The sequence below is a fragment of the Microbacterium sp. ZW3a genome (assembly GCF_057167165.1).
Window position 1 is genome coordinate 148,590 of the sequence record NZ_CM169903.1, and the last position, 13,162, is coordinate 161,751.

General features: G+C 72.9%; 11 protein-coding genes. 5 read left to right on the top strand and 6 right to left on the bottom strand.

Annotated features, from left to right (window positions below):
- Positions 1-55: 55 nt before the first annotated feature.
- Positions 56-916, top strand: coding sequence for a PhzF family phenazine biosynthesis protein (locus ACU6WY_RS00720; RefSeq protein WP_483820574.1), 861 nt, complete (start codon positions 56-58; stop codon positions 914-916).
- A 301-nt stretch (positions 917-1,217) separates the two neighbouring features.
- Here the strand turns inward: ACU6WY_RS00720 and ACU6WY_RS00725 are convergent, their stop codons facing one another.
- From ACU6WY_RS00725 to ACU6WY_RS00735, 3 genes are all read right to left on the bottom strand, one after another.
- Positions 1,218-4,013: a molybdopterin-dependent oxidoreductase gene (locus ACU6WY_RS00725; RefSeq protein WP_483820575.1), complete on the bottom strand. Its 2,796-nt coding sequence runs from the start codon at positions 4,011-4,013 to the stop codon at positions 1,218-1,220.
- 148 nt (positions 4,014-4,161) lie between these two features.
- Positions 4,162-4,995 carry an FAD binding domain-containing protein gene (locus tag ACU6WY_RS00730; protein ID WP_483820576.1) on the bottom strand — a complete coding sequence of 278 codons (834 nt, stop codon included), beginning with the start codon at positions 4,993-4,995 and terminating at the stop codon, positions 4,162-4,164.
- Between the two features lie 3 nt (positions 4,996-4,998).
- Positions 4,999-5,655, bottom strand: coding sequence for a pyridoxine/pyridoxamine 5'-phosphate oxidase (locus ACU6WY_RS00735; RefSeq protein WP_483820577.1), 657 nt, complete (start codon positions 5,653-5,655; stop codon positions 4,999-5,001).
- A 99-nt stretch (positions 5,656-5,754) separates the two neighbouring features.
- Here ACU6WY_RS00735 and ACU6WY_RS00740 point away from each other — a divergent pair, with 99 nt between their 5' ends.
- Positions 5,755-6,777 carry a methylenetetrahydrofolate reductase gene (locus ACU6WY_RS00740; protein ID WP_483820578.1) on the top strand — a complete coding sequence of 341 codons (1,023 nt, stop codon included), beginning with the start codon at positions 5,755-5,757 and terminating at the stop codon, positions 6,775-6,777.
- 522 nt (positions 6,778-7,299) lie between these two features.
- Here the strand turns inward: ACU6WY_RS00740 and ACU6WY_RS00745 are convergent.
- Positions 7,300-8,076, bottom strand: a complete 777-nt coding sequence (locus tag ACU6WY_RS00745) for an alpha/beta fold hydrolase (RefSeq protein WP_483820579.1) — start codon at positions 8,074-8,076, stop codon at positions 7,300-7,302.
- A gap of 62 nt (positions 8,077-8,138) precedes the next feature.
- On the bottom strand, positions 8,139-8,861 hold the full coding sequence (locus ACU6WY_RS00750; RefSeq protein WP_483820580.1) for a GNAT family N-acetyltransferase: 723 nt from the start codon (positions 8,859-8,861) through the stop codon (positions 8,139-8,141).
- A gap of 126 nt (positions 8,862-8,987) precedes the next feature.
- On the opposite strand from ACU6WY_RS00750, the gene ACU6WY_RS00755 reads away from it, so the two are divergent.
- Positions 8,988-9,494 carry a DUF421 domain-containing protein gene (locus ACU6WY_RS00755; protein ID WP_483820581.1) on the top strand — a complete coding sequence of 169 codons (507 nt, stop codon included), beginning with the start codon at positions 8,988-8,990 and terminating at the stop codon, positions 9,492-9,494.
- Here the strand turns inward: ACU6WY_RS00755 and ACU6WY_RS00760 are convergent.
- Positions 9,484-10,188: an SDR family NAD(P)-dependent oxidoreductase gene (locus ACU6WY_RS00760; protein WP_483820582.1), complete on the bottom strand. Its 705-nt coding sequence runs from the start codon at positions 10,186-10,188 to the stop codon at positions 9,484-9,486. The two genes, ACU6WY_RS00755 and ACU6WY_RS00760, sit on opposite strands and share 11 nt — an antisense overlap.
- Before the next feature lie 256 nt (positions 10,189-10,444).
- Between ACU6WY_RS00760 and ACU6WY_RS00765 the strand changes: the two genes are divergently transcribed.
- Together ACU6WY_RS00765 and ACU6WY_RS00770 are read left to right on the top strand one after the other, a co-directional pair.
- Positions 10,445-11,521: an alpha/beta hydrolase gene (locus ACU6WY_RS00765; RefSeq protein WP_483820583.1), complete on the top strand. Its 1,077-nt coding sequence runs from the start codon at positions 10,445-10,447 to the stop codon at positions 11,519-11,521.
- A 179-nt stretch (positions 11,522-11,700) separates the two neighbouring features.
- Positions 11,701-13,077 carry an amidohydrolase family protein gene (locus ACU6WY_RS00770; protein WP_483820584.1) on the top strand — a complete coding sequence of 459 codons (1,377 nt, stop codon included), beginning with the start codon at positions 11,701-11,703 and terminating at the stop codon, positions 13,075-13,077.
- Positions 13,078-13,162: the final 85 nt, after the last annotated feature.

Sequence of the window (13,162 nt, forward strand, 5' to 3'; positions counted from 1 at the left end):
ACGGATCGAGAAGTGGCCCGAGAGCCCTCGGTCGCGCGCGCGGAAGAATCGGCGCATGACCGAGGCCCCTGGCATCCTGCACCTGCTCGCCTTCGCCGCCGAACCCGGCGGCGGTAATCCTGCGGGAGTGGTCCTGGATGCCACGACCCTGAGCGACCACGACATGCAGCGAATCGCTGCCGAGGTGGGGCACCCCGAGACGGCGTTCGTCGTGGCACGCGACGGGCGGCGGATGCGGGTGCGCTACTTCTCGCCGGAGGCGGAGGTGCCGTTCTGCGGCCACGCGACGATCGCGACGGCGGTGGCGCTGGCCGAGGAGTCCGGGCCAGGACAGTTCGTGTTCGACATCGCTTCGGGCTCGGTCGAGGTGTCGACGACCGACGACGGCGGGCGGATCGACGCCAGCTTCACAAGCGTCGAACCCCGCACGAGCGACCTCGAGCCCGAGATCGCGGAGCGGCTGCTGGCCCTGCTCGGGCTGGCATCCACCGATCTGGATATGCGTCTGCCCTGGGCGCAGGCCTTCGCGGGCAATGTGCACCCCGTGGTCGCGATCGCGGAGCGCCACCGGTTCGACGCGTTCGGCTTCGACCCCGCCGCGCTCCGTGCGCTCAAGGACGAGCGCGGGTGGCAGGGCACGGTCATCGTGATGCACGTCGGTGGTGACCTCGAGGACGGCATGGCCGTCGAGGTCCGCAACCTCTTCCCCGTCGGCGACATCACCGAAGACCCGGCGACGGGTTCCGCGGCGGCCGCGATCGGCGCCTATCTGCGCGACCGTATCGGGATGCCGACTCCGTTCCGCGTCACCGTGCACCAGGGGCGGCACATCGGTCGGCCGAGCATCCTCGAGGTGGATGTGCCGGAGGCCGGTGGCATCCAGGTGTCGGGGACGGCCGTGCCGCTTCAACGGTGAGTCGCGCGAGGTATGTCCCACTTGTTGCTGCCTGCAGCCGCTCGGACCAGCAAGCTTTGGGACATGCGCCCGCCCTATGTGGGACAGCGGACAACAGCGGCCGCCGTGCTGACCCCCGAAGCATGTCCCACTTGGTGCGGTTCTGAACTCCTCAGGGCAGCACCATTCGGGACACACGCCGCCATAAGTGGGACGAGGGGGGCGCCGGGGCGCCGGGCCGCCGGGTCGCGCGGCGCCGGGCCGCCGGGTCGCGCGGCGCCGCGCCGCCGCGCCGCCGTGGCCGACTCCCGCCCGCCCGCCGTCACTCCCCGCCGGCGAGCCTCCACACGCGGTCGCGCGAGAACGGCAGCTCGTAGCCGCGGCGGCCGAGGGCGCGCGACACCGCGTTGCCGATCGCCGCGCCCACCGGGTTGTACGGCGACTCGCTCATCGACTTCGCGCCGAACGGGCCGAGGGAGTCGTCGGTCTCGGCGAAGTACACCTCGGTGTCGGGCACGTCGGCGAACTGCGGCACGCGATACGTGCGGAACACCGCGTTCTGCACCACGCCGTCCTCGAGCATCACCTCTTCGTACAGCGCGCCGCCGAGAGCCTGCGCGGCGCCGCCTTCGATCTGCCCGCGGCACTGCGCGGGGTTGATCACGACGCCGGCGTCGGCGGTCTGGATCGACTGCAGCACCTTCACCGTCCCCGTCTCGGGGTCGACGGCCACCCGCACGGCGTGCACGTTGAACGCGAGCGACCGGAAGTCGCCGAACTCCGCGCCGTCGGCCGTGAGCCCCTGCTCGTCGCGGAGCGCCTCGGGGGCGGCATCCACGATCCGGTCCCACGTCACGAGTTCGTCTCCGGCCAGAACCCCGGATGCCACGACCTCGGCGTCCGTGGCATTCCCTCCGGTCAGCTCCACGGCGATGTCGATCATGCGCCGGCGGAGCACCGTGCACGCGGCGTGCAGCGCCTTGCCCGCGACCGTCGTGCCCGCCGAGGCGAAGGCCCCGGTGTCGTGGCGGACGGCGTCGGTGTCGGCGGCCCAGAGTTCCAGGCGCTCGGGGGAGGCCTCGAGCACGGTCGCGGCGATCTGCCGGTGCACGGTGGAGGTGCCGTTGCCGAACTCCGCGGTGCCCACGCGCAGCAGGTACGTGCCGTCGGGGCGCAGGGTCGCGGTCGTGTGGGCGATGTGTCCGCGCGGGGCCATCGTGGCGATCATCGCCGCCGCCATGCCCTCGCCGACCGCCCAGCCCTCGGGGGCGTCGACGCCGTTGCCGCGCCGCAGCGCGTCCTGCGCGAGATCGAGACACTGGTCGAGGCCGTAGCTGCCCCAGATCAGGTCTTCCTCGTACTTCTCGTCGTCGTCGGGGTGGAGCGGGTCGCCCTCCTGGACCGCGTTGATGCGGCGCAGGTCGAACGGGTCGATGCCCAGCTCTTCCGACAGGGCATCCATTGCCGACTCGACCGCGAACACCACCTGCCCCAACCCGTACCCGCGGAACGCGCCCGACGGCGGGTTGTTCGTGTACACCGCTTCGGCGTCGATCCACTTCGTCGGCACGCGGTAGAGCGTCGTCGACTCGGCGCACGAGTGGAACAGCACGCCGATCGCGTGGTTGCCGTACGCCCCGGTGTCGCTGAGCACGTCGAGCTTCATCGCGGTGAGGTGGCCGTCGGCATCCGCCCCCAGAGTGGTGCGCACGCGCATCGGATGCCGCAGCGACGCCCGCGCGAACTGGTCGGTGCGCGAGAACTCGTACGCCACCGGGCGCCCGAGTTTCAGCACGGCCAGCGCCGTGAGGTCTTCGGTGAAGAGCTCCTGCTTGCCGCCGAAGCCTCCACCGACGCGGTTCGCGAACACGCGGATCTGATCGCGCTCGAGGCCGAAGACGTGCGCGAGTTCGTTGCGGGCGAGGAACGGCACCTGCGTCGACGAGCGGATGACGAGGCGCCCGTCGTCGTCGAGCCAGCCGACCGACCCGTGCGTCTCGAGGGCCGCGTGAGTGACGCGGGAGGAGCGCCACTCACCCGTGACCGTGACGTGGCTCGCGGCCAGCGCCTGGTCGATGTCGCCGCCGTGGCCGGTGTGGAAGCCCGCGACGACGTTGCGACCGGCGGCCATCACGCGCTCCTCGGGCGTGCGGTCGGGGTGCAGCAGGGGAGCGCTGGGTCGACGCGCCTCCTCCGGATCGAAGACGGCAGGCAGCACGTCGTACTCGACGCGGACCGCGCGGCAGCCGGCATCCGCCGCCTCCGCCGTTTCGGCGACGACCGCGGCGACCCGCTGGCCCACGTGCCGCACGACGTCGTCGAGCATGCGCGTGTCGTCGGGGTCGTCGGTGCGGTGCTCGTGGCGGCCGGTGGAGTAAAGGATGTCGGGGACGTCGGCGTGGGTGAAGACGGCGACGACGCCGGGAACCGCCAGGGCGGCGGCGGTGTCGATCGAGGTGATGCGCGCGTGGGCGTGGGGTGACGTCACGACGCGCAGCACGAGCGCCGGGCCGCCGGGCACGGGCTCGTCGAACGTGAACGGCTCGCGGCCCTGCACGATGCGCCGGGCCGCCTCGGGCACGACGGAGGTGCCGACGCGGCCGGCGGGCGGGACGCTGCCGTCCCGCGCGGTGGCGGGCGCGGGGTGGCCGTTCGGCGCGGGCGCGGGTCCGGTCTCGCGCACCGGACCCAGCACCGACTCCCGGATCGCTTCGCGGATCGGTCGGTACCCCGTGCAGCGGCACAGGTTCCCCTTCATACGCCGGTCGAGGTCGTCGAGGTCGCTCGCGCACAGCGTCGAGGCCGTGACGCTCATGCCGGGGGTGCAGAAGCCGCACTGGAACCCGAACCCGGATGCCAAGGCCTCCTGCACGGGGTGGAGTTCGTCGCCCGGGGCGAGGCCGGCGGCGGTCGTCACCGCGCGGCCCTCCAACCGGACGGCCGGGACGATGCACGAGTGCGTCGGCTCCCCGTCGATGAGCACGGAGCACGCGCCGCAGTCACCCGCGTCGCATCCCTTCTTCACCTCGACATGGCCGGTTTCGCGCAGAAGGGTCCGGGCGCACTGGCCCGGACGGGGGACGGCGTCGACGGCCGCCCCGTTGACCTCGAACCTCACGCGGTGCCCTCCTGCTGGCCTCGTCTCGGGCGGCGCCGGTGCCGCGCTCCGGAGAACACGGCCCGAAGCGCGGCGGTGAGGTACGCCTCGAGGGCCGAACCGCTCCGAGCTCCGAAGCGCGGGACGGCGCCGCCGCGGAAGCCGGCGCTCACGCGGCGCCCTCGTGCGCGGTCCGGGCGAACCCCGCGCGCAGCCGCTCGGCGAGCACCACGCTGACCCCGCGGCGCCAGTCGGCGCTGCCCAGCGGATCGGTGTAGAAATCGGTGGCGGATGCCACGGCATCCCGCAGCTCTCCCGCCCCGGGCACCCGCGCGAAGCGCAGTACGCGCGGCCGACGCACCGCGGCCGTGACCACGAACACCGCCGAGCCGTCCGGGCCGACGCGGGCCGTGACGACGGCGCCGGAGCGCCCGAGCTCGGCGAGGGCGATCTTCTGCAGCGCCACGCGCGACGTCAATGCCGCGAGCGGAAGGTCGAGGGCGCGCAGCACCTCTCCCGGCTCCAGAGAGGTCGCGGCGTTGTCGATCACGAGGTCGGCCACCGCGATCCGGCGCTCGCCGCCGTCGGGCGTCCACACGAGGGCCGTGGCATCCAGGGTCGAGAGGAAGGCGATCATCGCCCCGGCCGCGAACGCCTGGCAGACGTTGCCGCCGACAGTAGCCGTGTTCCAGATCTTGAACGAGGCCAGCAGCGCGTCGGCCGCGGGCCGGGCCAGGGCGAGCGACGTCCACTCGTCGGGGGCGTCGCGCTCGACCCACGCCAACAGCCGCGCGATCGTGCAGGTGGCGCCGATGCGGAGTCCCTCGGCGGTGATCTCGAGGTCGGGCCACCCCAGGGTCGTGAGGTCGACGAACCCGGTGGTCCGCGGTTGCGGCTCGCTCATGAGCCACGTGCCGCCGGCCATCACGACCTCGCCGGGCGCGAGCGACAGGTCGTCGCGCGTGCGCGCGGCGCGGTAAGAGGTGACGGTGGTGATGTCCACGACTCAGCCCGCCAGGATCTCGCCCGACCACGCGCCGTCGGCGAGCCGGTAGTGCTGCCGCGTGCTCTGCCCGATCGGGTCGCCGCGCCAGAACGTCAGCGTGAGCGGCCGCAGTCGGAAGCCGACCCAGCGCTTTGGCGGATCGAGCTCGGGGTGCGCGGCGTCGAACTGCGCCCAGAGGCGGCGTCGCTCCTGCGTCGGCAGCTGCGCGTTCTCGCGCGTGTTCATCCAGGCGAGCATCTGCAGGTAGCGCGAGCGCTGCGCGTACACCGCCGCGGCCTCGCGATCGCTCACGCGCTCGACGATGCCCCGCACCACGAGCTGGCGTCCCACCTCGGGCCAGGCCACCGACATCGCCGCGACGGGGTCGGCCCCGATCTCGCCGACCTTCGCGCTGGCCGCATCGGTGTGGAAGTACAGGCCCGTGGCATCCCGGTCGCTCACGAGCACGTGCCGGAGCGAGGGGAGACCGTCGCGTCCGATCGTCGACAGGGCGGCGAGAGGCCGCAACTCACTGTCGTGCGGGGGAAGCCACCGCACCATGAGATCGAGCGGGTCGCCGACGAGCGCGTCGGTCTCGTCGATGTCGGAGCCGAATGTGGTGCCTGCCGTGATCATGGCCACCTCCGGAATGCTGCGGGCACCGCCGAGCGTAGGCATCGCGCGTTTCGGCGATGTTGCCGCTATGAACATTTGGCGAAACACGCGCTCCGTACACTCCCCGCGAGGGGCCGCGGCGCCCCGGAACGGAGGTGCCCCGTGACGCTCCTGCCCCTCATCGACGCGTGCCCGAAGCGAATGGAGTACGGCCCGTGCGGCGGCGTCGGCTTCGACGGGTCGTGCGAAATCGACGCCGCGCACCGGTGCGCGTTCCTGCACCGTCCCACGGTGCCGTGGACGGGTGTGGACCGTGCAACGCCCGTCGAGCCCGCGCCCCGAACCCCGGCCGCCGCCGCAACCCTGGCCTCCTTCGGCACGCGCCCGTGGATCGTGGCCGACCTTCCCGCGCGGGCGCTGAGCGTGGCATCCATCGACGCGTGCGCCGCGGTGCTCGCGGGAGAAGTGGATGCCGTCCTCGCCGGCGACGCGGGATCGGCGCGGGTGCAATTTCCCCCGGCCTACCGGGCGCACCTGCTGCAGCGCGCGGGGCTGCGGGTATGGACCGGCCTCAACATGCGCGACCGCAACCGTGTGGCGATCGAGGGCGAACTCGCGGCCCTGGCTGTCGAGGGGGTGGCCGGGGTGCACTGCGTCACCGGCGACCACACTCGCACGGGGCACCGACCCGACGCCGCGCCCGTGTTCGACCTCGACTCGACCGAGGCCGCGGCCCTCGCGCGGGCGGCGGGGCACGTCGTCTCGGTGGCGGCGTCTCCCGCGGCCCCACCGGTGGACCGGCGTGCGGCGCGCCTGCGCGAGAAGCTGCGCGCCGGCGCCGACGTGTGCTTCGTCAACCACGCCGGGGGAGCGGCGCCCGTGCGGCGGTTCATCGACGAGGTCGGGGTTTCGGCGGCGTACGTGCCGTGCGTGCCGGTGGTCGTGGACCACGCCTCGGCCGACCTGCTCGAGTCGTTCACGACGCTCGTGCTGCCGGACGGGTTCCTGACGCGCGTGAGGGAAGCGCGGGATCCGCGGGCCGAGGGCATCGCGCTGGCGGTCGCGCTCGCCGAGGAGATGCTGGCGATCCCCGGCGTCGTGGGCGTGAACCTCTCGGGGGGCCGCGACGGAGCCGAGGAGTCGTTCGCCGAGGCCCAGGCGGAGGTCGCGCGCCGGTTGCGGTGAGGCCGGGCGCGGCGGGCTGTGGGGCGGGGGCGGCCGGGGCTGTGGGGCGGGGGCCCGGGCGGCGGTGGCCCCGGGTGGCGCGGGGCGGGCACAACTCCTGCGGGTTGTGGTGGTGGGCGGTGGATGCCGTGGCGGTGAGGGTTTCTGCCGGAGTTGTGCTGGCGGCGCTGGGGCGGAGGTGGCCCGGGCGGTGCCGGGGCGGGGCGCGTGGCGGGGGTGGGCACAACTCCTGCGGGTTGTGGTGGTGGGCGGTGGATGCCGTGGCGGTGAGGGTTTCTGCCGGAGTTGTGCTGGCGGGGCGAGGGCGGCGGCGGGCGGGCGGTGGCGGCCTGGGCGGTGTCGGGCGCGGCCGGTGCGGGGCGCGTGGCGGGGCGGGCACAACTCCTGCGGGTTGTGTTGGCGGGCGGTGGATGCCGTGGCGGTGAGGGTTTCTGCCGGAGTTGTGCCGGCGGCGGCGACCCGGGAGACGCCGACCCGGGCGCCGACCCGACCCGGGCGGCGACCCCGGCGGCGCCGGGGCGGTCAGGCGGTGGCGCCCGTCGCCGAGGCGACGAACGCGCGGATGTGGGCGGCCACGTCGGGGGCCGCGGTGAACTGCACCAGGTGCCGGTGGCCGGGGACGACGGCGAGCGTGCCCGAGGCGGCACGATCGCGCAGGGCGGTGCACCACCGGAGATTCGCGATGCGATCCTTGCCGCCGCGGACGACGAGCACCGGCGCGGTCAGGGCCGCCACCCGATCCTCGAGCGGGTAGCGGAGCATGTGGCGCACCTGCGCGAAGTACCAGGCAGGTCCGCAGCGGGCGTAGTCGGCGAGCACGATGGCCCCGACGTTCGGAGGCTCCTGCACGCTGTCGAGGCCGAGGAGGAGCGTCTGGGGGAGCATTGACCGCCGTGAGCTATCGGTGACGGGGCTGCACAGCACGACGGCGCGCGCCAGATCCGGCCGCTGCACGGCCAGGTCGACCACCCACTGGGCTCCCATCGAGTGCCCCACGAGCACGGCGGAGGTCACCCCGAGGGAGTCGACGACCGTCGCGAGGGCGTCCGCGATCTGCGGCACGCCCGGTGATCCGGCCGGCGCGGGCAGCCCGCCGAAGCCCGGCAGGTCGATCGAGTGCACGTCGGCGTGCGTCGCGAGGCGCGCGTGCAGCCTCGCGAGGTAGCGGTGCGAGGTGCCGACCCCGTGGACGAGTACGTAGGGCGTCGCCCCCGGTGCGCCTGCCCGGCTCGACCTCGTGCGGAACGCGAGCCCGTCGATCGTGGCATCCATTGTCGTCACGTGCGCGGGGGATGCCATGTGGTCACGGTAAGCGCGCGGGCGTGCGCCGCGGACGGGGTTGCCAGCGCCCGCCGAGCGGGTCACTCCGGCGTGCGGACGGAGGCGAAGCGGTTGTAGCGGCGCAGGGTGAAGCCCAGACGCTCGTAGGCGGCGATGGCGCCGACGTTGCTCGCGGCGGCGTGCATCAGGGCGCGGTCGCCGCGCTGCTGGATGTGGAAGGCCACATCGAGCACGAGGCGCGACGCAAGACCCTGCCGTCGGTGGTCGGCGTCGACGGCGACGGCGCTGATCTCGGTCCAGCCGGTGGGGTGCAGCCGCTCGCCCGCCATCGCGACGAGCCGGCCCTCGCGACGGATGCCGATGTACCGGCCGAGCTCGTGCGTACGGGGCCGGAAGGGTCCGGGCTGATTCCGCTCGACGATCGCCATCATTTCGGCCGCATCGTCGGCGTCGAGCTCGATGGCCTCGTCATCCGGCCGCGGGCGCAGGGCGTCGGTTTCCACCAGTTGCACGCCCTCGATCACGCCGAGGAACTCCCACCCCGCGGGCAGGTCGCCCTCGTAGCCCGACAAGCCCACCTCGGCGCCGGGGCCGACGAGCTCGCGCAGCACGTCCCACACGCCCGGGTCGTCCCACGTCCGCACCGCGACGAACGGCGCGATGTCCGCGGGATAGCGGCGCACGAGGTCGTCACCGATCGCGAAGTGTGCGTGCGGGCCGGCGAGCGAGTGCCAGGCGGCGTTGTCGAGCACCGCGTCGTCGCGGTCCGGGACGTCAGTCGGGGCGAGGGGCGTCGAGGTCATGGCATCCATTTTTCGGCTGGCTTACGCCCACCACAACGCCGCGCTCGACGGGCTATTCCCGTACCCCTCTTCGGTGCTGTACGCAATCGCGTGGCGCCGCCAGGACGCGGGACCTACGGTGCGGCCATGTGGTTCGACAACTGGTTCGATATCTGGCGGGTGGTGCTGGTCGGCGTCTCGGCCTACGTCTCGCTCATCATCCTCATCCGCGTGTCGGGCAAGCGCGCGCTCGCGCAGATGAACGCCTTCGACTTCGTGGTCACCGTCGCGCTCGGATCGACGCTCGCGACGATCCTGCTCAGCAGCGACGTGTCGTTCCTCGAGGGCCTGGTGGCGCTCGCGCTGCTGCTCGGGCTGCAGATCGTCGTCGCGCTCGGGGTGCAGCGGTCGCCGCGTTTCCGGCGTCTCACGACCTCCGCCCCCTCGCTGCTCGGCCGTGACGGGCACATCGACGACGAGGCTCTGCGCCGCCATCGCGTTGCGCGCGCCGACGTGCTCCAAGCGGTCCGGGCCAGCGGCACGGGCGACCTGTCGATGGTGGCCGCCGTCGTGCTCGAGAGCGACGGCAAGGTCAGCGTCATCACGCGGTCGCAGGCGGGCGATGGCTCCAGCTTTCGCGACCTCAGTGCATGATCATGCCGCCGGTGACGTTGATCGCCTGGCCGGTGAGGTAGCCGCCGGCGTCTGAGGCGAGGAAGTGCGTCACCCCCGCGACGTCCTCCGGGATGCCGAGTCGGCCCAGCGGTGACTTCGCGCTCCACGCGGCGACATCCTCTTCGGAGCGGGTGTCGGCGCCCATCTCGGTGAGCACGTACCCCGGGCACACCGCGTTGACGGTGACGCCGTGGCATCCCCATTCCTGCGCTCCCGCCCGCGTGAGCGCGACGACCGCGGCCTTCGACGCGGCGTAGTGCCCCTCGCCGCCGCCGCCGTGCTTGGCGGCCATGCTCGCGATGTTGACGATGGAGCCGCTTCGCGCCTTGAGCATCACCGGGGCCACGGACTGCATCGTGACGAGGGTGGCGCGGGCGTTGATGTCGAGCACGCGGTCCCAGTCGTCGACGGTGATGTCGAGGAGTGACGCGTGCTGGAAGATCCCCGCGCAGTTGACGAGCACATCGACACCGCCGAGTGTCTCGATCGCCTCGCCGATCGCGCGGCGCGTGTCGAGCGGGTCGAGCAGATCGACCGGGACGAACGATGCCGATCCCCGCTCGGGCGCGCGACGATCGAGCACCGCGACGCGGGCGCCGTCGGCCGCGAAGCGCTCCACGATCGCGGCGCCGATGCCGCCCGCCCCTCCGGTCACGATGACGCGCTGAGACATGGCACTCCTCCCCGGGCGTCGGGTGCGCCCGTTCGGCGTCACCGTACGCCCGGGCGCGAACGCCCCGACGACGCCGGTGTTTCAGCGGCGTAACGCTCTCGCTCGCGTCCCCGCCGCGCCCCGCCCCCGCCCCTACGCTCGCTCTCAGCGCCCCGGCGGCCTTCCCTCCCATCGAGTGTCCAAGACACGCCGTATAGGACCAGCCGCCGACGGCGTGTCTTGGACACTCGAACGATCCACCCCGACAGGAGCCTCCGTGAGCGACGGCGTGCACCCCGCGATCACCGACCCCGCCGTGCGCGCGCACCTCGCGCGCCTGGCCGCGCAGGCGGGAACGATCCCCTCCGGGGCGACGGATGCCGACGGCGACGACGCCGCGCGGATCGCCGAGCTCCGTGCGAACCCGTCGTGGGTGCGGCTGCCCGACGACGAGATCATCGAGTCGATCGACACCGCGACCGGCGACCTCGAGCTGCGGATGTACCGGCCGCGCGCGGGACACCGGGGCACGCTCGTCTTCGCGCACGGTGGCGGGTGGGTCGCCGGCGACCTCGACAACAACGACGCCCTGTGCCGCGCGCTCGCCGCGGCCACCGGCACGCAGGTGCTCAGCGTCGACTATCGCCTCGCGCCCGAGCATCCCTTCCCCGCCGGGCTCGACGACCTCGAGCGCGCGCTGCGCTTCGCTGCCGACGGCGCGGGCGGGCTGGTCGAGGATCCCGCGGCGCTGGGCGTCGCGGGGCACAGTGCGGGCGGCAACCTCGCCGCCGCGCTGGCGCTGCGCTCGCGCGAGGGCCGGGCTCCCGGCATCCGGGTTCAGGTGCTGCTCTGCCCCGTGCTCGACGCGCCCGATCTCGACCGCCCCAGCTACCGCGCGCACACCGAGAACCTGCCGCTGACCGCGCGCGGCATGCAGTGGTACTGGGGCCTGTACGTGCGGGATGCCACCGGCGCGGTGCCGGTTGCGGCAGCTCGGGTTGCGCCGGATCCCGGTGCCCCGGGGGCCGGAACCGACGCGGTGCCGGTGGCGGTGGCGCCGTGGGGCGGTGCTCCGGTCGAGAGCGACGCCGCGCCCGCCGTGCCCGTCGAGGCGGCGCCGCTGCGCGCGCCCGACCTCGCCGGATCGGCGCCGGCGGTGATCGTCGCGGCGGGCGTCGACCCGCTGTCCGACGAGGCCGAGGAGTACGCCGCGCGGGTGGCGGCATCCGGAACCCCCGTGGAGTTCGTGCGGCGCGAGGGTGTCCCGCACCTGTTCCTCGTGTTCCCGTCGACACCCGCCCGCGACGAGGTGCTTGCCGCCGTCGCGCCGGCCGTGCGCGCGGTGTTCGCCTGAGCCGCTCGAACCTCGTCCCACTTATGGTCGTCTGGGCGGCTCCCAACCGACCATAAGTGGGACATGCCCCGTCAGGAGTGGGACATGCCCCGTCAGAAGTGGGACGAGAAAGCCCCGCGCAAAACACCCGCCGCACGCTCGGAACACCGCGGAAACACGCGATTGTTACCGTCATCAACATGTCGCTCCTGGTCATCAACGCACGGCTCATCACGGTTCCCGCGGGCACCGACGACCCCGGCTACATCGAGCGCGGGTACATGCTCGTGCGCGATGGCCGCATCGCCGCGATCGGCGCGGGCGACCCCGATCCTGGCCTCGCCGCCGACGAGACGCTCGACGTCGACGGCAAGTTCGTCGCCCCCGGCTTCGTGTCGTCGCACAGCCACCTGTTCACGAGCGGCTCCCGCGGACTCGGCGTCGACCAAACGCTCTACGGCTGGTGCACGTCGATGTTCAGCGTGCTCAACAACGCCTCCCCCGACCAGATCTACTGGGCGACGCTGCACGGATCGCTCGACTTCCTCGCCAACGGCGTAACCACGGCCTACAACTTCACCGACCCGCTGCTGCCCTGGGAGCCGATGGTCGAGGGCAAGCGCTCCGACGGCGGCGGCGTGCTGCGCGACCACGCGTGGCACACCCGACAGGCCGATGGATGCCACGACGCCGGGCTTCGCTTCGTCGACTCCATCGCGCTGGATGCCACCGTCGGCACCGACGACGAGATCTTCGCCCGGTTCGAGGCATCCCTCGATCACGTTCTCGCGATGGACCCCGACATCGCGCTCGGCGCCTCGGTCATGGGGCAGGTGCAGTGGTCGACCAGGCCCGATGCCGCCGAGATCGAGGTCGCCGTCATGGACCGCTTCGGCGTGACCAACCAGGCGCACTTCCTCGAGACGTACGAGGCGATCGAGCACCAGCAGACCAAGTTCCAGCTCTACAAGAACGCCGGGGCGCTGCGCCCGGGCATGATGTTCGGGCATTTCATCCAGACGACGCCCGAGATCATCCGGGATGCCGCCGAGGGCGGCGCCTCCATGTCGTGGCAGCCCGCGTCGAACGGGCGTCTGGCGTCGGGCATCGCGCACGTGCCCGAGATGCTCGACCTCGGCATGAAGGTCGGCATGGGGCTCGACGACCAGGCGTGCACCGACGTGGCTGACCCGTGGCAGAACATGCGGATGGGCATGTTCATGCAGCGCGCCCGCACCCACGACCCGCTGTCGATGATGCCCGAGCGCGTCCTGCGCCTGCACACCCTCGGTGGCGCCGAGATCATGGGCGTCGACGACCGCGTCGGCAGCCTCGAGGTGGGCAAGTTCGCCGACTTCGTCGTGGTCGACCCGCGGCTGCCCGACATCGGACCGCTCTGGAACCCGGTGCGCAGCTACGTGCTCGCGTGCGGCCTGCGGAACCTGAAGCAGGTGTACGTCGGCGGGAAGCTCGTGAACGAGAACGGCGTCTCGACGAACCCCCTCGCGGAAGAGGCGTCGCACGTGCTGCACACACAGCTGCCCGCGCTAGCGGACGAGTTCGGCGTCATCCTGTAGGGGAGCCGCGCTCCGTCGCGCCCCCACCGATGGAGTGTCCAAGAACACGCGGATGCTACGCGGCATCACCGGCGTGTCTTGGACA